This window comes from Stenotrophomonas sp. YJH_SMC_91 (assembly GCF_059368495.1).
This window is the reverse complement of record NZ_JCAFRT010000025.1, coordinates 24460-46978: the sequence shown is the minus strand read 5'-3', so window position 1 is coordinate 46978 and position 22519 is coordinate 24460. Positions and strand designations below refer to the sequence as shown.

The 22519-nt window shown below is 67.2% G+C and carries 18 protein-coding genes and 1 riboswitch; of the genes, 4 read left to right on the top strand and 14 right to left on the bottom strand.

The window, feature by feature from the left end:
* Window positions 1-266 precede the first annotated feature (266 nt).
* The 8 genes from AC5P5X_RS20000 to AC5P5X_RS19965 all read right to left on the bottom strand — a co-directional run bounded on the left by AC5P5X_RS20000 (window position 267) and on the right by AC5P5X_RS19965 (window position 6408).
* Window positions 267-614, bottom strand: coding sequence for a lipid-A-disaccharide synthase N-terminal domain-containing protein (locus AC5P5X_RS20000; RefSeq protein WP_005414908.1), 348 nt, complete (start codon window positions 612-614; stop codon window positions 267-269).
* Complete coding sequence (locus AC5P5X_RS19995) at window positions 614-1336, bottom strand: glycosyltransferase family 2 protein (RefSeq protein WP_005414909.1); 723 nt, start codon at window positions 1334-1336, stop codon at window positions 614-616. The genes AC5P5X_RS20000 and AC5P5X_RS19995 overlap by 1 nt, the downstream gene beginning before the upstream one ends.
* Before the next feature lie 89 nt (window positions 1337-1425).
* Window positions 1426-2391, bottom strand: coding sequence for an NAD-dependent epimerase/dehydratase family protein (locus tag AC5P5X_RS19990; protein WP_005411650.1), 966 nt, complete (start codon window positions 2389-2391; stop codon window positions 1426-1428).
* A gap of 45 nt (window positions 2392-2436) precedes the next feature.
* Entirely contained in the window at window positions 2437-3171 is a 735-nt protein-coding gene (locus AC5P5X_RS19985; protein WP_099473895.1) for a suppressor of fused domain protein, read from the bottom strand.
* A gap of 125 nt (window positions 3172-3296) precedes the next feature.
* On the bottom strand, window positions 3297-4220 hold the full coding sequence (locus AC5P5X_RS19980) for a ParB/RepB/Spo0J family partition protein (protein ID WP_005411652.1): 924 nt from the start codon (window positions 4218-4220) through the stop codon (window positions 3297-3299).
* Window positions 4220-5017, bottom strand: a complete 798-nt coding sequence (locus tag AC5P5X_RS19975; protein WP_005411653.1) for a ParA family protein — start codon at window positions 5015-5017, stop codon at window positions 4220-4222. The genes AC5P5X_RS19980 and AC5P5X_RS19975 overlap by 1 nt, the downstream gene beginning before the upstream one ends.
* A gap of 113 nt (window positions 5018-5130) precedes the next feature.
* Entirely contained in the window at window positions 5131-5769 is a 639-nt protein-coding gene (gene rsmG, locus AC5P5X_RS19970; RefSeq protein WP_012481632.1) for a 16S rRNA (guanine(527)-N(7))-methyltransferase RsmG, read from the bottom strand.
* A 39-nt stretch (window positions 5770-5808) separates the two neighbouring features.
* Window positions 5809-6408 carry a 4'-phosphopantetheinyl transferase family protein gene (locus AC5P5X_RS19965; protein WP_033835351.1) on the bottom strand — a complete coding sequence of 200 codons (600 nt, stop codon included), beginning with the start codon at window positions 6406-6408 and terminating at the stop codon, window positions 5809-5811.
* An 84-nt stretch (window positions 6409-6492) separates the two neighbouring features.
* Between AC5P5X_RS19965 and AC5P5X_RS19960 the strand changes: the two genes are divergently transcribed.
* On the top strand, window positions 6493-6744 hold the full coding sequence (locus tag AC5P5X_RS19960) for a GlsB/YeaQ/YmgE family stress response membrane protein (RefSeq protein ID WP_005411656.1): 252 nt from the start codon (window positions 6493-6495) through the stop codon (window positions 6742-6744).
* 72 nt (window positions 6745-6816) lie between these two features.
* Here AC5P5X_RS19960 and xth read toward each other — a convergent pair whose 3' ends face one another.
* From xth to AC5P5X_RS19940, 4 genes are all read right to left on the bottom strand, one after another.
* The gene (gene xth / locus AC5P5X_RS19955) at window positions 6817-7584 is read right to left on the bottom strand and encodes an exodeoxyribonuclease III (protein WP_033835352.1); all 768 of its coding nucleotides are present in this window, start codon (window positions 7582-7584) and stop codon (window positions 6817-6819) included.
* A gap of 131 nt (window positions 7585-7715) precedes the next feature.
* Window positions 7716-9125, bottom strand: coding sequence for a coniferyl aldehyde dehydrogenase (locus tag AC5P5X_RS19950; RefSeq protein WP_099485160.1), 1410 nt, complete (start codon window positions 9123-9125; stop codon window positions 7716-7718).
* 213 nt (window positions 9126-9338) lie between these two features.
* On the bottom strand, window positions 9339-11000 hold the full coding sequence (locus AC5P5X_RS19945) for an MFS transporter (protein ID WP_005411659.1): 1662 nt from the start codon (window positions 10998-11000) through the stop codon (window positions 9339-9341).
* A gap of 160 nt (window positions 11001-11160) precedes the next feature.
* Window positions 11161-12588 (bottom strand): DcaP family trimeric outer membrane transporter, encoded by a 1428-nt coding sequence (locus AC5P5X_RS19940; protein WP_111189039.1) that lies wholly within the window; start codon window positions 12586-12588, stop codon window positions 11161-11163.
* 245 nt (window positions 12589-12833) lie between these two features.
* On the opposite strand from AC5P5X_RS19940, the gene acs reads away from it, so the two are divergent.
* From acs to AC5P5X_RS19925, 3 genes are all read left to right on the top strand, one after another.
* On the top strand, window positions 12834-14777 hold the full coding sequence (gene acs, locus AC5P5X_RS19935) for an acetate--CoA ligase (RefSeq protein WP_005411661.1): 1944 nt from the start codon (window positions 12834-12836) through the stop codon (window positions 14775-14777).
* 79 nt (window positions 14778-14856) lie between these two features.
* The gene (locus tag AC5P5X_RS19930; protein WP_006477308.1) at window positions 14857-15522 is read left to right on the top strand and encodes a response regulator transcription factor; all 666 of its coding nucleotides are present in this window, start codon (window positions 14857-14859) and stop codon (window positions 15520-15522) included.
* A 232-nt stretch (window positions 15523-15754) separates the two neighbouring features.
* Window positions 15755-15844: riboswitch (yybP-ykoY riboswitch) on the top strand.
* A gap of 88 nt (window positions 15845-15932) precedes the next feature.
* A complete protein-coding gene (locus tag AC5P5X_RS19925; protein ID WP_049397048.1) occupies window positions 15933-16508 on the top strand; it encodes a manganese efflux pump MntP in 576 nt (191 codons plus the stop codon).
* Between the two features lie 122 nt (window positions 16509-16630).
* Here AC5P5X_RS19925 and AC5P5X_RS19920 read toward each other — a convergent pair whose 3' ends face one another.
* Window positions 16631-20077 carry a hybrid sensor histidine kinase/response regulator gene (locus AC5P5X_RS19920; RefSeq protein WP_111189038.1) on the bottom strand — a complete coding sequence of 1149 codons (3447 nt, stop codon included), beginning with the start codon at window positions 20075-20077 and terminating at the stop codon, window positions 16631-16633.
* Window positions 20078-20284: 207 nt separating this feature from the next.
* On the bottom strand, window positions 20285-22432 hold the full coding sequence (locus AC5P5X_RS19915) for a S46 family peptidase (protein ID WP_049397049.1): 2148 nt from the start codon (window positions 22430-22432) through the stop codon (window positions 20285-20287).
* Window positions 22433-22519 lie beyond the last annotated feature (87 nt).

Sequence of the window (22519 nt, the reverse complement as noted above, 5' to 3'; positions counted from 1 at the left end):
CGTGGTAGAGCCGACTGTCAGTCGGCTGCTCTTCCGCCACATGCAGCAAACCCCGCGCTCCGCGCGAAAGTCGACTGACAGTCGACTCTACCCACGGCAGGCAGGGCCGGGAACCGGCCGCAGGCCGGGGCCCCAGCGCCGAAGGCGCGTGGTAGAGCCGACTGTCAGTCGGCTGCTCTTCCGCCATATGCAGCAAACCCCGCGCTCCGCGCGAAAGTCGACTGACAGTCGACTCTACCCACGGCAGACCGCATCCCGGCGCAGTCTCAATGGCTGGCCTTGTCCCGCTTCCAGCCCCGGTGCTTGATGTCCAGCTGCAGGCTGTACAGCGCGGTGAACGCCGGGAACAGGTTCTGCAGCACGCCCACCGAGTCCTGCTTGGCCGAGAACAGGAAGTAGCTCAGCGTCATCAGGCTGCCGACCACGCTCATGTACCAGAACAGGCGCGGAATCACCGGCTTGCCCGCACGCTTGGACGCGATGAACTGGACCAGCCAGCGGCCGCCGAACATCAGCGCGCCGGTATAGCCGATCAGCTTCCAGCCGGTCACATGCAGGCCGGTCCAGTACAACCAGGTCAGCGGCTGGTCGAGCCAGTGCAGCTCCAGATCCATCAACGCTCCTCCACCGCGGTGCGCTTGCTGCGGGTGATCAGCCACGCCACGCCGCGCAGGTCACGGATGCCGACCAGTGCACGGCCCAGGTTGTTGTACTTGGACACGCCGGCGGTACGGTGGCGGTGGTTGACCGGCACGCTGGTGGTCTTCCAGCCGGCACGCTGCATCAGCGCGGGCAGGTAGCGGTGCATGTGGTCGAAGTACGGCAGGTCGAGGAACGCGCTGCGCTCGAACAGCTTGATGCCGCAGCCGGTATCGGGCGTATCGTCGCGCAGCATGCGCGCGCGGATGGCGTTGGCCCACTTGCTGGCCCAGCGCTTGCTGCCGCTGTCCTGGCGGTTGACCCGCCAGCCGGCGAACAGCTTCACCTGCGCCTCGGCGCCATCGCGCGCGGCCAGCAGCTTGGGAATGTCGGCCGGATCGTTCTGGCCATCGCCATCCAGGGTCGCGATCCACGGCGCACGTGCGTGCTTGACACCGGTGCGCACGGCGGTGCTCTGCCCGCTCTGGTTCACATGGTGCAGCACCCGCAGTTCCGGTGTGGTCGCCTTCAGGCCCTGCAGCACCGCCAGGGTGTCATCGCGCGAGTGATCATCGATGTAGACGATCTCGAACGGCAGCCGGCCACGCAGTGCAGCGGTGATTTCGGCAACCAGCGGGGCGACGTTGTCGCGTTCGTTGAACACCGGGACGACAACGGAAAGCTCGGGTTGGCTCATAAGGCACTCGGCCAAAGGGGGACAAAGACCGCGCATTCTCCGAAGCCGAGGTTATCCGAAGATGAATCCGGCTGTGTGAGGATCCGTCCTCAGGCGCGGTCGCCAAAATACTCGCGGCACCACTGCACGACGGGGGGCAACCCTTCTTCGATCGGGGTCACCGCGTCGAAGCCGAATGCGTCATGGGCGCGCCGGGTATCGGCCATCGTGCGCACCATGTCGCCCGGCTGCATCGGCTTGTAGACCTTCTGCGCGGGGCGACCGGCGGCCTGCTCGATCACGCTGATGAAGCGCTCCAGCTCGACCGGCGTATGGTTGCCGAGGTTGAACACCCGGTGCGGTACCGGACCATCGGCCGGATGCGCGAGCGCGCCGAGGATACCCGACACGATGTCGGAGACATGTGTGAAATCACGCTGCATGCGGCCCTCGTTGAACACGTCGATCGGCCGCCCGGCCAGCACCGCACGCGAGAACAGCAGCGGTGCCATGTCCGGCCGGCCCCACGGGCCATACACGGTGAAGAAGCGCAGGCCGGTGGCATGCAGGCCGTAAAGCTGCGCGTAGGTGTAGGCCATCAGCTCGTTGGCCGCCTTGGTCGCCGCGTACAGCGAGCGCGGCTGGTCCACGCGCTGGTCCTCGGAGAACGGCGGCGTGGCCGAATCGCCGTAGACCGAGCTGCTGGAGGCATACACCAGGTGCTGCACGCCACGGTGGCGGCACAGTTCGAGCATGTTGACGAAGCCGACCAGGTTGCTGTCGACGTAGGCGTGCGGGTTTTCCAGCGAATAGCGCACGCCGGCCTGCGCGGCCAGGTGGATCACCGCAGTCGGCTTCACCTCGTCGAACAGTGCCGCCAGACCCTGCTGGTCGGTCAGGTCCAGGGTGCGCAGGTCCAGCGCCGGGCACAGCGCGGCCACGCGGTCGCGCTTGATCTGCGGGTCGTAGTAGTCGTTGAAGTTGTCCAGGCCAACCACGGGCTGGCCGGCCTCCAGCAGCGCGCGGGCGGTGTAGGCACCGATGAAGCCGGCAGCGCCGGTGAGCAGGATGGTCATGACAGGGGCCTGGAAACGAAATTCAGGCCCCTGATGTTACCGGTCTCAGAACAATCCGAAACGCTTCTTCGCCACGTTGGTGCGGCCGGGTTCGATCACGTCCTGGATGTTCTTCGCATCGAAGCGGTCGAGCAGCGCCTCGGCGCCCTTCCTCAGCTTCAGGTCCATCTCTTCCGGGTACAGCGGAACCAGGCTCATGAAGCTGATGGTCCTGCCGTCCTCCAGCGCCAGCGTGGCGAAGTCCTCCGGGGCGGTCACCGGCGACAGCACGATGGCACCGTCGAAACCCACGCCCGGCGCGTAGGGCTCGCTGGGATGGCCGTTGGGAATGGTGTGGCCGAAGCCCAGCCAGGTGTCGTACTCGTGCGGCAACCGTGCCATGCCCTTCAGCAGGCGCACCGGCCAGTAATTGCGCTCGTCCTCGAAGGCGTCCTGGGAGATCGGCCAGTCGGCCGGCAGGGTCACCATCAGTTCCATGTAGCGCGGCACGTCCGCGTCCACCTCGGCGGGCACGGTCATCGGCAGGTCGCTCATGCCGGAGGTGACCAGGCGCAGGTATGGGCAGTGGTCATTGGCCGGCACCACGTGCACGTCGATGTGCACCAGATCGGAGATGATCTCGTGGAAGACACCGGACACCGGGCCCAGATGGCGTTCGAGATGGGCGCTGATCGCCTCGATGTGCTGTTCTTCGCCGATGGCGGGCACGAAGTCCTTTTCGCGGCGATGTACCAGTATCTGGGTGCCGTCCGGGCTGACGTCCTCGTATTCGTTGCTCATGTCCTGTTCCCTGGATGAGGCCACGGACCGGAGAGCAGTGCATCCCCGGCACGCGCGGCGGTGCGTTCCCTGTCATCTGCAGGACGCGGCGGGAACAGGCCGCACCCCCTGACGCGGCGCCGGGCTCAGCCCTGGCGCGTACGCAGCTTTTCCAGCACGCCGTCCAGGGTATCCAGATCGGTGTAGTGGATGATCAGCTTGCCCTTGCCGCCCCGGCCGTGGTTGATCGCCACCTTGGCACCCAGTGCTTCGGACAGTTCGGTTTCCAGCGAGGCGATGTCGGCCTGCTGCACCTTCGGCGTCGCCACCGGGCGGTTGCTCGGCACCTTGCCGGCCGCGAAGGCCTGCGCACGGCGCTCGACCTCGCGCACCGACCAGCCTTCATCGGCCGCTTCCTGCGCCAGCTTGCCAGCCAGCTCGGGAGCCAGGGTCAGCAGCGCGCGGGCGTGGCCCATTTCCAGGCGGCGGGTTTCCAGCAGCAAGCGGATCGCCACCGGCAGCTCCAGCAGGCGCAGCAGGTTGGACACCGCCGCGCGCGAGCGGCCGACGGCCTCGGCGGCCTCGGCATGGGTCAGGGTGAACTCGCTGATCAGGCGCTGCAGCGCCTCGGCTTCTTCCAGCGGGTTGAGGTCTTCGCGCTGGATGTTCTCGATCAGCGCCATCGCGATGACGGTGCGGTCTTCCAGCTCGCGCACCACCACCGGCACTTCGTCCAGGCCGGCCAGCTGCGATGCGCGCCAGCGGCGCTCACCGGCGACGATTTCGTAGTTGCCTGCCGGCAGCTGGCGCACCAGGATCGGTTGGATCACGCCCTGCGACTTGATCGAGTCGGCCAGCTCGGAGAGCTTGCCCTCGTCCATCTCGCGGCGCGGCTGGTACTTGCCCGGCTGCAGCTGGCCGACCGGCAACTTGCGCAGCACTTCACCCGGCAGCGGCTCAATCACCGCGGTGGTGGCCTGCACCTGGCTGACCGCGCCTTTCGGGCCCAGCAGCGCGTCCAGGCCACGGCCGAGGCCTCGCTTCTTGGCTGCCGGCTTGCTGCTGGTCATCAGACGGTCTCCACGGCCTTGGCGGCCTTGTTGCGTTCGTTGTTGCGGCGGATGATCTCGCCGGCCAGGCCCAGGTAGGCCACGCCACCGCGCGAGGCGCGGTCGTAGCCGACGATGCTCTGGCCATGGCTGGGCGCCTCGGCCAGGCGCACGTTGCGCGGCACGATGGTGCGGAACACGCGGTCGCCGAAGTGCTCGGTGAGCTCGGCCGACACTGCGTTGGCCAGGTTGTTGCGCACGTCGAACATGGTGCGCAGCACGCCTTCGATCTCCAGCGCCGGGTTCAGGCTGGTGCGCAGCGCTTCGATGGTTTCCACCAGCGCGCTCAGGCCTTCCAGTGCGTAGTACTCGCACTGCATCGGCACGATCACCGAATCGGCGGCGGCCAGCGCGTTGAGCGTCAGCAGCGACAACGCCGGCGGGCAATCGATCAGGATGTAGTCGTACTCGTCGCGGATCGGCGCCAGTGCGCGCTTCAGGCGCTGCTCGCGCTCGCTCTGGCCCATCAGCTGGATCTCGGCGGCGGTCAGGTCGATGTTGCCCGGCAGCAGGTCGTAGCCTTCGGCGGTCTGCACGCGCACATCGGCGGCGCTGTTCTCGCCCAGCAGCAGATCGCAGGTGGAGGCCGCCAGCTCACGCTTGTCCACGCCGCTGCCCATGGTCGCGTTGCCCTGCGAGTCCAGGTCGACCAACAGCACGCGCTTGGGTGCGTTGGCCAGAGAAGCGGCCAGGTTGACGGCGGTCGTGGTCTTGCCGACGCCACCCTTCTGGTTGGCGATGGCGATGATGCGGGCCATGCGGGTGTGCCTCGTCGACGGATGGTTGGGACCGGTCATTATGCGTACAACCGGCCCCTTGCGGAAATCGTGGATCGCCAACCCGTTGTTCCACAAAGGGCTGGCGGCGGGAATCAGGGACCTGTAACGGTGACCAGGTGGCGTTCGCCGGCCAGGCCGGGCACGCTCAGCGGGGTCACCTCACGCACCTGCCAGCCAGCCGGCAGTTCCGCGATCTCCTCATGCGGGTAGACGCCCTTCATGGCCAGCAGCACGCCACCGGGGCGCAGCAGATGGCCGCCGACGCGGACGATGCCAGCCAGGGTATCCATTGCGCGCGCGGTCAGCTGGTCGTAACGACCGGCCTCGTCCAGCGCTTCGGCCCGCGATTCGGCCACGCGGGCGTTGCCCAGGCCGAGCTGGCGCACGGCCTCGCGCATGAAGCGCGCCTTCTTGCCGTTGCTCTCCACCAGGGTGACCTGCAGGCCCGGGCAGGCGATCGCCAGCGGGATGCCGGGCAACCCGGGGCCGGTACCGAGGTCGGCCAGGCTGCCATCAGCCACGAACGGCTGCATCGCCAGCGAATCGAGCAGGTGGCGGGTAACCATCTCCTGCGGGTCGCGGATGGCGGTGAGGTTGTAGGTGCCGTTCCAGCGGTGCAGCAGGGCCAGGTAGCGCAGCAGCGGCGGCGCCAGCGCGGCGTCCAGGCCCATGCTGGCCAGGCCCTGTTCCAGCGTGGCAGCCACGCTGGCGGGAAGTGGGTGTTCGCTCATGCCGCCATTATCGCCGGTTTTGCGCGCTGATTCCCCGCTTCAGTGCGGATACCAGGCCAACGCCGCACGGAACTGGCCGGTGGCCTGCCATTCGTGCAGGTGCCAGCGCGCGGCCTCGCCCAGTTCCGGGTCGCACCAGCGCAGGTGCAGGGCGCCATCGGCCCCCGGCGCCAGCTGCAGGCGGTGCAGGCCGAACGAGATGCCCTGGCCGTGCGCCTTCAGGATGGCTTCCTTGACGCACCACACGCGGAAGAACCAGTGCTCGCGGTCGGCCTCGTCCAGGCGTTCCAGCCAGGCCACCTCCTGCGGGTGGAAGAAGCGCCGCACGATCTCCAGAAGACGCGGCCGCGGCCGCAGCAGTTCCAGGTCCACGCCCAGCCGCACGCCTTCGCCCAGCGCCACCAGCAGCACCTCACCGCTGTGGCTCCAGCCGGTCCCGTAGTGGGCCAACGGGCCGCTCAGCTCCGGCCGGCCCTTGTCGTCACGGACCAGTGGCAGCGTCTGCGGATCGGTGCCCAGCGCCTGCGCCAGTACCTGCCGCGCCTGCGGTTCACCGCGCTGGCCCGGCACGTGCGGACGCCGCCAGACCGTTACCGGACCGAAGCGCCACGGGCCGTCGAGGGTGGCTGGCAGGCTCATCCGCACGCGCCCATCACGCAATTGCACGACGGGTTCACGGCCGTGCGCGTCAACTGGTCACAGTTTCCCACCGGAGGTTCGATCATGGGCATCATCATCTGGCTGATCGTCGGCGGCATCGTAGGCTGGCTGGCCAGCATCATCATGAAGCGCGATGCCCAGCAGGGCATCATCCTCAACATCGTGGTCGGCATCGTCGGCGCGCTGATTTCCGGCTGGCTGTTCGGCGGCGGCATCAACGAAGCGATCACCATCCGCACCTTCCTGTTCTCGCTGATCGGCGCGGTGATCCTGCTGGCGATCGTCAACCTGTTCACCCGCAAGAGCATACGGTGATCTGAGGGTAGTGCCGGCCACTGGCCGGCAGATGATCCAGAACGGGCCCGGCAATCGTCGGGCCCTGTTCGTTCAACCGATCTGCACCCAGGCCGGCGCATGGTCGCTCGGGCGTTCCCAGGTGCGCGGCTCGCGGTCGATGCCCGAGGCCACCGCGCTGCCCTTCAGCGCATCGGAGACCAGGGTCAGGTCGATGCGCAGGCCCAGGTTGCGGCGGAAGCCGGCGGCACGGTAATCCCACCAGCTGAAGGTGCCCGCCTCGTCGTTGTGCAGGCGGAAGCCATCGTGCAGGCCCAGCTGCAGCAGCTTGTTGAGCGCGCCGCGCTCGGCGGTGGAGGTCAGGATGTGGTTGTCGTTCCACACCTCCGGGTCGTGCACATCGCGCGCGTCCGGGGCGATGTTGAAGTCACCCATCACGATCAGCTTCGGATGCCGCTGCAGTTCTTCGGCGATCCAGGCATGCACCGCTTCCAGCCAGCGCAGCTTGTAGTCGTACTTGTCGGTGCCGATGTCCTGGCCATTGACCACGTACAGGTTGATCACCCGCAGGTCGCCGAAGGTACCGGCAATGACGCGCTTCTGTTCGTCCTCGAAGCCGGGAATGCCGATCTGCACGTCCTGCGCCGGCTCACGCGACAGCAGCGCCACGCCGTTGTAGGTCTTCTGGCCGGCGAACACGCTGCGGTAGCCGGCGGCGATCAGCGCAGAATCGGGGAACTTGTGGTCCTCCAGCTTGGTTTCCTGGATACCGACGATGTCCGGGCCGAACTCCCTGAGCCACTGCTCCAGGTGCGGCAGGCGGACATTGAGCGAATTGACGTTCCACGAGGCGATCTTCATGCAGGCATTCTACCCGGGTGCGCTTGGCACGCGTGCCACCCCAGGTGGGCACCCACCGGTAGTGCCGGCCGCTGGCCGGCAACTGCAGGGTCTTGCCGACGGTCCATGCGGTTGCCGGCCAGCGGCCGGCACTACCGAAGCAGCAGCTTCAACAACCCCGCAATCTTCGAATACGGCGGCCGCAGCCGGTCGCTGGCCGCCCAGCGCGACTGCCACAGCACCGGCAGCCGCTTGCTCATCGCATCGAACCCGGCGCGGCCGTGGTACGCGCCCATGCCGCTGGCCCCGACCCCGCCAAACGGCAGGCCATCGGCGGCGAAGTGCAGCAGCGTGTCATTCACCGTCACCCCACCGGCCACCACCTGGCCGAGGATGCGCTCCACCGTGGCCCGGTCATGGCTGAAGGGATACAGCGCCAACGGCCGGTCGCGGGACAGCACGTCGGCCAGCGCGGCATCCAGATCCGGATAGGCCCGCACCGGCAGGATCGGCCCGAAGATCTCCTCGCGCATCAGGTCCAGGTCGTCCGGCGGGTCCAGCACCACGGTCGGCACCAGCAGGCGCTCGCGGTCGGCGCGCGCCTCATCCACCTGCGCCAGCGGAATCACCGGCACGCCGCGTTCGCGCGCCTGTGCCAGATAGCCCTGCAGGCGCCGGTACTGGCCTTCATTGATGATGCGGGTGTAGTCGTCGGCATCGCTGAAGTCGCCATAGCGCTCGCGCACCTGCTGCTGCAGCGCCTGTACGAACTCGCGCTGGCGCACGGTGTCGATCAGCACGTAATCCGGCGCGATGCAGGTCTGCCCGGCGTTGAACCATTTCCCGGTGGCGAACCGCGCGGCGGCTTTGTCCAGCGGGAAATCGCGGCAGACAATCGCCGGCGACTTGCCGCCCAGCTCCAGCGTGACCGGCACCAGATGCTCGGCGGCGGCCGCCATCACCTTGCGACCGACGGCCGTCGAGCCGGTGAACAGCAGATGGTCCAGCGGCAGCGAGGACACCGCCGCCGCCACATCCGCCCCGCCCTGCACCACCGCCACGCGATCGGGCGGGAACACACTGGCCAGCAGATCGGCCAGGAATGCACTGGTGCGTGGTGTGTGTTCCGAGGGCTTCAGCAACACATGGTTGCCGGCGGCAATCGCGGTGGCCAGCGGCACCAGCGCCAGCGTAACCGGGTAGTTCCAGGGCGAGATCACCCCGACCACGCCCAGCGGCGTCGGCCGCAGCTGCGCACGCGCCGGCCACAGCTTCCAGCCTGCACCGACCCGCTGCGGCTTCGACCAGCGCCGCAGGTGGCGGCGCAGGTGATCGATGGCCGACAGCACGCTCATGCCATCGGCCAGCTTCGATTCCACGTGGGCGCGATGGCCAAAGTCCTCGGCGATGGCCTGCGCCATTTCGTCCAGGCGTGGCTTCAACGCCTCGCGCAGGCGGCGCAGGTCAGCTTCGCGCTGGTCGGGCGAAGGGCGCTGCGACTGCCAGGCGCTGCGCAGGGTGTGCAGGAGGGCGGGAAGGTCTTCCGGCGTAGTGGTGGTCATGGGCCGACTATACGGGGTGCTGCGCAACCCAATGGTAGTGCCGGCCGCTGGCCGGCAACCTCATGAATCTCCGCGGACATAAAGCCGTTGCCGGCCAGCGGCCGGCACTACCGGATTGCGAGCCGAGTGGGCACGCCCCACAAACGGAAAGGCCGCGGTCTGCACCGCGGCCCCTGAAACCCGGTGGGTGCCGACCGTTGGTCGGCACACCGGTTACTTGGTGATATCCACGTCCTTGGTCTCACGCAGGAACAGGCCGCCGATCACCACCGACATCAGCGCGATGATGATGGGGTACCACAGGCCGTAGTAGAGGTTGCCGGTACCGGCCACCAGCGCGAACGAGATCGCCGGCAGGAAGCCACCGAACCAGCCGTTGCCGATGTGGTACGGCAGCGACATCGAGGTGTAGCGGATGCGGGTCGGGAACAGTTCGACCAGGTAAGCGGCGATCGGGCCGTAGACCATGGTCACGTACAGCACCAGCAGCCACAGCATGAAGATGGTGCCGGCGATGTTGATGCGGGCGCCATCGGCCTTGGCCGGGTAGCCGGCGGTGGTCAGGGCGGTCTTCAGTTCCGCACCGAACGCGTCAGCCTTGGCCTTGCCTTCTTCCTTGGTCAGGCCGGCGGCCTCATACGAGGTGACGCTGGCGCTGCCCACGTTCACCATCGCCAGCGAACCGGCGGCAGCGGGCTGTACGTCGTACGGCACACCAGCCTTGGTCAGCGCGGCGGTAGCCACGTCGCAGGAGCTGGTGAACTTGCGCAGGCCCACCGGATCGAACTGGAATGAACAGGTGTTCGGATCGGCGACGACCAGCGCCGGCGAGGATGCACGCGCTTCTTCGATGGCCGGGTTGGCGAAGTGGGTCAGGCCCTTGAAGATCGGGATGTAGGTGATGGCCGCCAGCAGGCAGCCGGCCAGGATGATCTTCTTGCGGCCAATGCGGTCGGACAGCCAGCCGAAGAAGATGAAGAACGGCACGCCCAGCGCCAGCGCGGCCGCGATCAGCAGGTAGGAGGTGGTGGCATCGACCTTCAGCATGCTGCTGAGGAAGAACAGCGCGTAGAACTGGCCGCCGTACCAGACCACGGCCTGGCCGGCCGCCGCACCGAGCAGGACCAGCAGCATCAGCTTCAGGTTGCCGCCCTTCAGGCTGTCACGGAACGGCGTCTTGGAGCCCTTGCCTTCCGACTTCATCTGCTGGAACAGCGGCGACTCGCTCAGCTGCAGGCGGATCCACACCGACACGCCCAGCAGCAGGATCGAGACCAGGAACGGAATGCGCCAGCCCCAGGCTTCGAAGGCTTCATTGCCCAGGAAGTAACGGCAGGCCAGGATGATCAGCAGCGACATGAACAGGCCGAGCGTGGCGGTGCACTGGATGAAGCTGGTGTACAGGCCGCGCTTGTCGTCCGGCGCGTGCTCGGCCACGTAGGTGGCGGCACCGCCGTACTCGCCGCCCATCGCCAGGCCCTGGGCCAGGCGCAGGATGATCAGGATCACCGGTGCGGCGAAACCGATCGAGGCGTAGTTGGGCAGCACGCCGACCAGGAAGGTCGAGATGCCCATGATCAGGATGGTGACCAGGAAGGTGTACTTGCGGCCGATGCGGTCGCCGAGGCTGCCGAAGAAGGCCGCGCCGAACGGACGCACGAAGAAGCCGGCGGCAAACGCCAGCAGGGCGAAGATCATGCCCGTGGTTTCATTGACGCCGCTGAAGAACTGCTTGGCGATGATGGCCGCGAGCGAGCCGTACAGGAAGAAGTCATACCACTCGAAGACCGTGCCGAGGCTCGAGGCGAAGATGACCTTCTTGTGGCCCTTGGTCAGGGTGCCCGCTTTATGTGCGGTGCTGGGTGTACTGGACATGGGACGCTTCCCCTCCGAAGCAATCGTTGTTGGTGGGTGCCGACCGTTGGTCGGCACTCAATTCGGTAGATGCCGACCTTGGCCGGCACCCCATCTCGGTAGGTGCCGACCTTGGCCGGCACCCCATCTCGGTAGGTGCCGGCCGCTGGCCGGCACGCTCTTAGAAGCTGTACTTCGTGGTGAACTGCAATCGGGTGATGTCACCCTTGTTGCCGTTCTCCACTTCGCGACGGCCGTACATCAGTTCGGCGCCGATATCGACCTTGGGCAGCGGCGAATAGAAGATGTTGCCGCGGATGCTCTGCACGCTCTTGGTCACCAGCGGGCCCAGGATGCTGTCGTTGTCGTAGTCGCTGCGCGCATAGATCAGGTTGGTGCGCAGCTTCGGCGAGAACGCATGCCGCCAGCCCACGTAGCCGGCCAGCACGCCGGTCGGGTTGAGCTCGTCGCGGGCCACGTCGTAGGCGCTATCGGCGGTGATGCCCAGGCCGATGTAGCGAGCGATGCCTTCGCCGCCGGTCAGCTGGTAGTGCAGCGAATCGCTGTCACCCATCACCCATTTGCCGCCCAGGGTCAGGCCGCCAGCCACCTTGTCGGCCTTGGCGCCGGTGGCCTGGTTGTCGACCTTCAGCTGACGGACGATGCCGCCGACACCGAAGGTGCCCCAGTCACCCTTCCAGCCATAGCGCAGGGTCAGGTCAGGCAGGCTGCCACGGTCGGAGTTGGCGCTGGTGTTGGTCCAGGCGCCGGTGACCGGGTTGCGGGTTCCGGTGAGGGTGGTGGTTTCCGGGTTTTCCAGTGCGACGCTGAAGCCGCCCTGGGTGTAGCGCACCTGGGCCTGGCGCACGAAGATCACGCCGTCGGTGGGGCCGACGAAGTCGACCGCTTCCGGCAGCGACGCCGCGTCCATGAAGTTGGACCAGGTCTGGCCGGCCATCCAGTTGTTCCAGTACATGTAGGCATGACGCAGGGTCACGCCGTAGGTATTGGTGGCGGTCTGGTTGCCCAGCGAGTTGCCGAAGAAGTCCATCTCGAAGAACGCACCGGCCTTGTTGCCCGATTCGCTCACGTTGTCGATGCCCAGGTTGAAGCGCGAGAACTTGGCATGGGCATTGAAGTCGGTGCCCGAACGCTTGCCGCTGCCGCCGGCGCCTTCCACCGGGGTCTGGCCCGGCAGGTACAGCGAGCGGCCGGTGGCGTCGTCGGCCAGCTGACCATCGCTGGTCTGGGTGGCCAGGAAGTCGGCCTTGATGAAGCCACCGATCTTGACCGTGGTGCCCGGCGCGGCGCCCGGGGTGATGGTGGTGACCTGGATCGGCTGCTTGCCGGCCGGCACCGAGGCGACCGGCTTCTGCTCGGCCTGCACCGTGCGCACTTCGGTCACCGCCTGCTGGGTCTGGCTGATCTGGGTCTGTTGTTGTTGCTGCGAAGACAGCAGCAGCTGGACCTGGCGTTCCAGTTCGGCAACGCGTGCTTCCAGTGCCTTCTCTTTGGCGGTCTCAGCGAACGCCATGCCCGGTGCGACCAGGGCGACCAACAGGCAGGCCGCCAAAGGTGTGCGCACGGCTTTCAACGTACGGTGGCTCATGTTGCCCTCTCTCCCAAGTGGCAAGGTGATGCCGCGCGTGGGGCACGGTCGAGCCGAGACTGCGGGGCGATTATGTATAGCGGCTATTCGCCATTGGTCGAACCCGGCCCTGCTGGGCGCTCACTTTCGACCATGGTCTAACCAGAGTGGTGACGCGGCCGGGGGTGGATGGGGCAAACTGAAGGGGATCGGTCGCTGCGATGCTGCGACCGCACATACAAAGTCAACGTGCAAGTGAGGGTGCCATGGCTGATATCTACCCCGTCGATCCGCAGTTCGCCGCCAAGGCACGCATCGACAAGACGTCGTACGAACAGCAGTACCAGGCTTCGGTGACCGACCCGGATGGTTTCTGGGGCAAGGCCGCCGAGCGCCTGCAGTGGATGCGCAAGCCGACCAGGATCAAGAACGTCAGCTACGACCTGTCCGACTTCCACATCAAGTGGTTCGAAGATGGCGAGCTCAATGCCAGCGTGAACTGCCTGGATCGCCAGCTGGAAACGCGCGGCGACAAGACCGCCCTGCTGTTCGAGCCGGACGGCCCGGATGCACCGGCCCAGCACGTGACCTACCGCGAGCTGTACGAGCGCACCTGCCGCCTCGGCAATGCACTGCGCAATCTCGGCGTCAAGAAGGGCGACCGCGTCACCATCTACCTGCCGATGATCGTCGACGCCGCCGTGGCCATGCTGGCCTGCGCGCGCATCGGTGCGATCCACTCGGTGGTGTTCGGTGGCTTCGCGCCGAACTCGATCGCCGACCGTGTCAGCGACTGCCAGAGCAAGCTGATCATCACCGCCGACGAGGGCCTGCGCGGTGGCCGCAGGATTCCGCTGAAGGCCAACGTCGATGCCGCGCTGAAGCTGCCGGGCACCAATACCGTGGAAACCGTGCTGGTGGTGCGCCACACCGGCGGCGCGGTGGACATGCAGGCCCCGCGCGACCGCTGGTTCCACGATGTGGTGGACAGCCAGCCGGCCACCTGCGAACCGGAACGCATGAACGCGGAAGACCCGCTGTTCATCCTCTACACCTCCGGTTCCACCGGCAAGCCGAAGGGCGTGCTGCACACCACCGGCGGTTACCTGCTGTACGCGGCCTACACCCATGAAGCGGTGTTCGACCTGCGCGAGGACGACATCTACTGGTGCACCGCCGACGTCGGCTGGGTCACCGGCCACAGCTACATCGTGTACGGGCCGCTGGCCAACGGCGCGACCTCGCTGATGTTCGAAGGCGTGCCGAACTACCCGGACACCTCGCGCTTCTGGAACGTCATCGACAAGCACAAGGTGACCATCTTCTATACCGCCCCGACCGCCATCCGTGCGCTGATGCGCGAAGGCGAGGAGCCGGTGAAGAAGACCTCGCGCGCCTCGCTGCGCCTGCTCGGCAGCGTCGGCGAGCCGATCAACCCGGAAGCCTGGCGCTGGTACTACGAGGTGGTCGGCGACAGCCGCTGCCCGATCGTCGATACCTGGTGGCAGACCGAGACCGGCGGCATCCTGATCTCGCCGCTGGCCGGCGCGATGGACCTCAAGCCGGGTTCGGCCACCCTGCCCTTCTTCGGCGTGCAGCCGGCGCTGGTCAATGCCGATGGCGAGATCCAGGACGGCCCGACCGAGGGCAACCTGATCATCCGTGATTCCTGGCCGGGCCAGATGCGCACGGTGTACGGCGACCACCAGCGTTTCATCGATACCTATTTCCGCACCTACCCGGGCAGCTACTTCACCGGCGACGGTTGCCGACGCGACGAGGACGGCTATTACTGGATCACCGGCCGCGTCGATGACGTGATCAACGTGTCGGGCCACCGCATCGGCACCGCCGAAGTGGAAAGCGCGCTGGTCTCGCACCCGAAGGTGGCCGAAGCGGCCGTGGTCGGCTTCCCGCACGACGTGAAGGGCCAGGGCATCTACGCCTACGTCACCCTGGTGGCCGAAGAGGCACCGAGCGACGAGCTGCACAAGGAGCTGATCGCTTGGGTGCGCAAGGAGATCGGCCCGATCGCCACGCCCGACCACCTGCAGTGGGCACCGGGCCTGCCGAAGACCCGCTCGGGCAAGATCATGCGCCGCATCCTGCGCAAGATCGCCGAGAACGCGCCGGACCAGCTCGGCGACACCTCGACCCTGGCTGATCCGTCGGTGGTGGCGTCACTGGTGGACGAGCGCAAGGTGCGCTGATGTACGACCGGGGTCGGATCCCTTTCCGCAAGGAAAGGGCTCTGACCCCATCTGCTTTCCCCCACGGTTCCCCCCGACCATGACCACCCTCCTGATTGCCGATGACCACCCGCTGTTCCGCGAAGCCCTGCGCGGCGCCGTGCAGCGGGTCATCCCCGGCGTGCAGCTGTTCGAGGCAGACAGCGTGGAAGCGCTGTATGCGCTGGCCGACCAGCACAACGACGCCGACCTGGTCCTGATGGACCTCAACATGCCCGGTGCGCAGGGTTTCAACGCGCTGGTGCACATGCGCTCGCTGCATCCGCACCTGCCGGTGGTAGTGGTGTCCGCGCGCGAAGAGGCGACGGTGATGCGCCGCGCGCTCGACCACGGCGCGCTGGGCTTCATTCCGAAGTCTGCGGATTCGGACACCATCGGTCATGCACTGGGCACCATCCTCGATGGCGAGACCTGGGCGCCACCGGAAGCGCACAACGTGCCGCCCACCGGCAGCGAAGAGCGCGAAGTCGGCCAGCGCCTGCGCGAGCTGACCCCGCAGCAGTTCCGCGTACTGCAGATGCTGGGCGCAGGCCGCTTGAACAAGCAGATCGCCTACGACCTCAACGTCTCCGAAGCAACGATCAAGGCCCACGTCACCGCCATCCTGCGCAAGCTGGGCGTGACCAACCGCACCCAGGCCGTGCTGATGGCCGGCAAGCTGGCGATCGACGACGACGCCATCGTGCTGCCGCCGGAAGAAGATTGAGGTAGTGCCGGCCGCTGGCCGGCAATCGCCTTCAGCTCCTGAAATCACCCGAAACCGCTTCGGTAGGTGCCAAGCTTGCTTGGCACGCTCTCGCCGTTGCGCATGCCGGCCAGCGGCCGGCACTACCAGCCACCGTTGCGCTCGCGATATAGCCATCGCTATACAAACCAGCCCTGCCTGCGCGTTTCGCTGGAAATGCGCCACGCGCGAATCGCGATGCTAAGCTTCGCGTCCCCTTGGGGAGTAGCCGGATTCCTTCGCAGGAATCGTCCACGTCAACATACTCGGCCAGTGCGCCGTGGCGTGGACAACCATGATGGTTGGCGAGACCAGCGGCCCGCGCGCGCAACGTCAGGTTGGGCGCGAGCGCAGGCCGTGCGTCCGTCCTAGCCCGACCTCAGCCGCTGTCCATGTCCCCCATTTCGATCCTCCTGATCGGCTTTGCCATGTCCACCGATGCCTTTGCCGCCGCGATCGGCAAGGGTGCGGCCATGCGCAGGCCGGTGTTCCGCGATGCCTTGCGTGCCGGCATCATCTTCGGCGTCATCGAGGCGATCACGCCCATCATCGGCTGGCTGCTCGGTCGCGCCGCGCTGCAGTACGTGGAAGCTTTCGACCACTGGATCGCCTTCGGCCTGCTCGGCGCGCTGGGCATCCACATGATCTACAACGGCCTCCGCCCGGACAGTGCCGAGGAAGACGAGGACCCCTCGCAGCACCACGGCTTCTGGAAGCTGGCGTTGACCGGTTTCGCCACCAGCATCGATGCGATGGCGGTAGGCATCGGCTTGGCCTTCATGGACGTGCATATCGGCGTGATGGCTGCGGTCATCGGCCTGTGCACGCTGACCATGGTCACCGCCGGCATCATGCTCGGCCGCGTGCTGGGCAGCATGGTGGGCAAGCGTGCCGAGATCATCGGTGGCGTTATTCTGGTGATCATCGGCGCGACGATCCTGTACGAGCACCTGCACGGCGTGGGGTAACGCGCCAGAGGCGAGCGATTACGTGGTTGCCGGCCAGCGGCCGGCACTACCTGACGTCACATCCACGCATGGCGTGGATCTACTGCTAGGCCGATGAAGTGGTTGCCGGCCAGCGGCCGGCACTACTGCGCGTCGCGCAGCGCGCCGAGGAAGGCGCGCAGCGAGGCCGGCTTGATCGGCTTGGTCAGCACGCGGTAGCCACGCTCGCGTGCCATCCGCTTCAGCTCATCGCGGCCATCGGCGGTCAACAACGCACCCGGCAGCGGGTAACCGGCGGCTTCGCGCAGGGCCACAAGCGCGTCCAGGCCATCCATGCGGTCGTGCAGGTGGTAGTCGACCAGCATCACCTGTGGCCGTTCGGCCACCTTCTCCAACGCCTGATCCAACGTCGATGCCGTGATCACCTGCACCTGCCAACGGCCGAGCAGTGCGCGCATGCCGTCGAGGATCTCCTCGTCGTTGTCCACGCACAGCACGCGCAGGCCCGCCAGCGAATCGCTGCGCACCGGCGCGGCGACGGCCTGTACCGGCGCGGCCAGTTCGGTGTAGCCCGGCAGCGGTGCGACCCGCGGCAGGATGATCGAGAACATCGATCCCTTGCCGACCCGGCTGCGCGCATTGAGGCGATGGTCAAGCAGGCGCGAGATGCGCTGGCAGATCGACAGGCCCAGCCCCAACCCCTGCTCACCCCAATCGAACGGTTGCTGGTAGCGGTGGAACTCGTCGAAGATCTGCCGCATGTGGTGCTCGGGAATGCCGGGCCCGGTATCCCAGACCTGCAGCTCCACTTCGTCGCCGCGCTGGCGCACGGCCAGCACGATGCGTCCCTGGCGCGTGTAGCGCAGCGCATTGGCCAGGAAGTTCTGCAGCACGCGGCGCAGCAGGCGGCGGTCACTACGCACCCATGCCGGGCGTGCGAACAGATCCAGGCGCAGGCCACGGCCGGCGGCGACCGGAGTGTACTGCGCAGCCAGTTCGCGCATCAGCGCGCTCACGTCGAACTCGCCGATCACTGGGTGCAGGCCGCCGGCGTCCAGGCGCGATACGTCCAGCAGGCCATCGAGCAGTTCTTCAGCCGCGCGCAGCGATGCATCCACGCGCTCGGCCAGGTGCTTCTGCTCATCGCTCACGTGATCGCTGTCGCGCAGCGCGGAAGCGAACAGGCGTGCGGCGTTCAGTGGCTGCAGCACGTCATGGCTGATCGCCGCCAGGAAGCGGGTCTTCGACTGCTGCGCGACCTCGGCCTCATGCGAACGCTCTGCCACGCGCTGTTCCAGCGTCTCGTTGGCTTCCAGCAGGGCCTTTTCCGCGTGCTTGTAGTCGGTGATGTCGTTGTAGCTGGTCACGTAACCGCCGCCGGGCAGCGCCTGGCCACGCATCTCGATCACCTTGCCGTCGCTGCGGGTGCGCTCGAACACGTGCGGCGAACCGGCGCGCATGTAGCCGATGCGGCGGTTGATCTGCACTTCAATATCGCCTTCGCCCAGCTCGCCGCGCTCGGCGTTGTAGCGGATCAGGTCGGCCACCGGGCGACCTACGTAGAGCATGCCGTCGGGGTAGCCGAACATGTCCTGGTAACGACGATTCCATGCGGTCAGCCGCATGTCCGGATCGACCACGCTGACCCCGGCGCTGATGTTCTCCAGCGTGGTCGACAGGATCTCGCGGTTGAAGCGCAGTTCCTGCCCGGCTTCGTCCAGCACCGCCACCACTTCGCCCAGGTCCATGCCCGAGCCGCGCAGCAGGCTGGTCAGCAGCAGGCGCGCCGAGGCCGCACCAATCGACGCGGCCAGCAGGCGTTCGGTGAACTGCACCCACGGCCGGTCGGCCGGCGCCGAGGATTGCAGCTCGCGGCCCAGCGACTGTGCCTGCTCGAAGAACGAACGCCGCGCGTGGCGCTCGCCGACCACGCGCGAAGCCAGCGCCAGCAGATCGCCCACATGCACGTGACCCGGCCAACCACCCGCCACCGACGGTCGTTCGGCATACGGGTCGAGGAACGGCGCGGCGCGCAGCCGCTCGTCCACACCGGGCCGCCATCGTGCAGACACCAGCATCATCGTCGCCGCATTGACCAGCAGCGACCAGAACGTGCCATGGGTCAGCGGGTCCCAGCCGGTCATGCCGAACAGCTGCTGCGGGCGCAGCCACTCGATGCCGAACGGGCCGTGCTGCACCCAGCCAGCATCGACCCAGCCGGCCATGGTCATCGCCGGCAGCAGCAGTGTGTACAGCCAGGTGGCGAAGCCCAGCAGCATGCCCACCTCGACACCACGCCGGCTCGCGCCGCGCCAGTACAGACCGCCGATCAGCCCGGGCGCGAACTGCGCCACCGCCGCGAACGCCATCAGGCCGTACGAGGCCAGCGTGCTGTCGTTGCTGCTGGTGCGGTAGTAGCTGTAGGCCATCAGCGCCAGCAGCAGGATCGCCAGGCGGCGGATCCACAGCACGCGCGAGGCAACGTCGGCGGCTTCCTGATGGTCGCCACTGCGACGCAGCAGCACCGGCATCACCAGATCGTTGCTGACCATGGTGGCCAGCGCGATGGACGAGACGATGACCATGCCGGTGGCGGCGGAGAAGCCGCCCACATAGGCGATCAGCGCCAGCGCGTTGCGGCCTTCGGCCAGCGGCAGGGCCAGCACCATCGAGTCGTCGGCGACGCTGCCGCCGGTGCCGAACAGGGTCACGCCGGCGGTGGCGATCGGCAGCACCATGCCCGAGATCAGTACCAGGTAGCCACCGAACATCCAGCGCGCGCGGCGTACGTCGCGCACGTCACCGCACTCGACCACGGCCACGTGGAACTGGCGTGGCAGGCAGATGATGGCCAGGAAGCTGAGCAGGGTCTGCGAGATGAAGCCCACCGGCGGCAGGCCGGTGAACAGCGTATGCACCGACTCGACCACCGCGTCGGTGCGGTTGCTCAGCCACAGGTAGGCGAACACGCCCACGGCCAGCATGGCCAGCAGCTTGATCACCGATTCGAAGGCGATCGCCAGCATCATGCCGTGGTGGTGCTCGGTGGCGTCGACCTGGCGGGTGCCGAACAGGGTGGCGAACAGCGCCATCAGCAGCGCCACGTACAGCGCCGGATCGGTGAAGAAGCCGGTCGGGCCGCTGTTGCCGGTCAGCACCTGCAGGCTCATCGCCACCGCTTTGTACTGCAGGGCCAGGTACGGGATGATGCCGATCAGGGCGATGATCGCCACCAGTGCCGCCAACCGCCGCGAGCGGCCGAAGCGCGAGGAGATGAAATCGGCGATGGAGACCACGTTCTGGCTGCGCGCGATCAGCGCCAGGCGTTCGATGATGCGCCAGCCGAACAACAGCAGCAGCAACGGACCGATATAGATCGGCAGGTAGCCGATGCCGTTGCGCACGGCGGTACCCACCGCGCCGTAGAAGGTCCACGACGAGCAGTAAACGGCCAGCGCCAGGCTGTACACCACCGGCCGCAGCCACGGCCGATCGGGATACATCGGCCGGCGGTCACCCCACCACGCCACGCCGAACAGCAGCGCGGCATAGGCAACCGAGACCAGCAGCAGGATCCAGCTGGAGACCACGCGTGCATTTCCGTCGGAACAGGGGCCAGTAGATCACGACCGTTGGTCGTGAGGGTAGGTCATGGCGGTGGGTCACGACCGTTGGTCCGTCTGGTGGGTCACGACCGTTGGTCGTGACGGGGACATCCGTGCCCACTGACAGTGGGCACCTACCGGGAATCAATGGGCACCCACCAGGAAGCGGTGGGCACCTGCCAGGTACCGGCTTTATTGGGCCGGCACGCCCATTTCCTTCAGCAGCTCGGGCGCCGGGTAGACCTTGGCCAGCAGCCAGCGCAGGTAGCGCATGTCCACGTGCACGGCGCGCTTGTAGCGCGGGTCGAACCACCAGCTGGCGCTGACCGATTCCCAGTTGCTGTCGAAGTTCAGGCCGATCAGTTCGCCCTTGGCGTTGAGCACCGGCGAGCCGGAGTTGCCGCCGGTGGTATCCAGGTTGGTCAGGAAGTTGACCGTCTGGGTCTTCAGCGCCGGGTCGGCGGTGCTGCCGAAGTCACCCTTGGCAATCGCCGCCAGCAGCGGCTTGGGCGCATCGAACGGATAGGCGTTGGTGTTCTTCTCGACGATGCCGGCCACGGTGGTCACCGGCGAGTAGGTCACGCCATCGCGCGGGTGCAGCGCCTCGACCTTGCCGTAGCTGATGCGCAGGGTGCGGTTGGCATCCGGGTACACGGCGCGGCCCTGCTTGGCACGCCAGGCGAACAGCGCCTGCATGTAGGCCGGGCGCAGGCGCAGCTGCTCGCCTTCGCGGGTCTTGCTCTCGTTCTCGATGCGCAGCTGCGCGGCCACCAGCGGGCCGGCCACGGCGATCAGCGGATCGGCGGCCAGCGCCTTGCCTTCGCGTGCGGCAGCGAAGCGCGACAGGCGCTGCGCCTCGTCACCCAGCTGGGTGCCCGCATACAGGGTGTCCAGCGCCTTGGCCAGCTGCTGCGGCGTACGGCCGAAGGCCGCGTCGAACTCGGCCACGCGCTGCGCGTCCGGCAGCTGCTGGTAGCGGGTCAGCAGAGTGGTCAGCAGCGCCTTCTCGACCTCCGGTGCGTAACGGCGCTGGACCTGCTTGAGCACGCCTTCGATCATCGCCTGGTCGCGCTGCTGGTAGCCGCTTTCGCGCTGCGCGTCCGGCTTGGCCGATTCGATGCGCAGGCGCTCCAGCAGCAACGCCGAACGCAGCAGCTGGCTCTGCGCGGCCATCTGGTCCAGCAGCAAGTCACGCTCGCCCACCGCCGCACCCTGCGACAGGTTGGCCAGCAGTGCCTTGATGTCGCCCTGGTACTTGCGGTCGGTGGCCGCCAGCATCGCCGTCTCGTCGGCGGCACGCTGGGCCTTCGCGTCGCTGCGCAGCAGGCCTTCCAGCTCACCGGCAGCGCGCTTGCGGTTGTTCTTCAGCGACTGCAGCTGCGAGGCGTAGCGGGTGCGCGCCTGTGCATCCTTGGCGCTGGCGGCCTCGATGGTGTCGATCATCTGCTGGAACACCGATACGCGGCGCGGCAGCACGGTATCGATCTGGCCAGCGAATTCGGCCGCGGTACGATGGCGGTAGGTGATGCCCGGGTAACCGGCCAGCATCGCGTAGTCGCCTTCCTTCGGGCCTTCCACCGACATCTGCAGGTGTGCCGGCGCCTGGTAGGGCACGTTGTCCTTGCTGTAGGCGGCCGGCTTGCCGTCCTTGCCCACGTAGGCGCGCAGCAGGGTGAAGTCGCCGGTGTGGCGCGGCCACATGAAGTTGTCGATCTCGTCGCCGTAGTTGCCGATCGCACGCGGCGGCGCGTACACCAGGCGCACGTCGCTCAGTTCCAGCTGGGCGATCCGGTAGAAGTCGGTGCCGTAGTACATGTTGGCCACCGAGCAGCGCACGCTGCCGTCCTTCTCGCACTCGGCCACGATCTGCTTGCTGGCCGCATCGACGGCATCGAAGTAGGCGCGGCCGGTCTTGCCACGCGCCTGCGCCAGCACCTGGTCGGTCACCTTGTCGAAGCCGACGGTGACCAGCACGCGGAAGTCCGGGTTGGCCGGGCGCTCGTCGGCACGGTCCCTGGCGATGAAGCCACCAGTGATCAGGTCGTGCTCGGGCGAGCTGTTGTACTGGATCACGCCCATCGCCACGTGGTGGTTGGTCAGTAGCAGGCCGTCGGCGGACACGAACGAACCGGTGCCGCCACCGGCACGCACCACGGCGCTCAGCGGCGGCGCGGTGACATTGGCCAGGTCGGCCGGATTGCCCTTGAAACCTGCGGCCTGCAGCGGCTTGGCCAGTTCCGGCAGCTGGGTCGGCATCCACATGCCTTCATCGGCGTGGGCACCGGCGGCGAGGGTCAGGCCCAGGGCCAGGGCGGTGGGAAGGGCTTTGCGTGATGACATGAGGCAATCCGGTACGACAGAACAGCCCGGGACCATAGCCCGTGGGGCGCTGTCGGGCAACGCCCGATGGTCAGGGGGTCGGGGCCA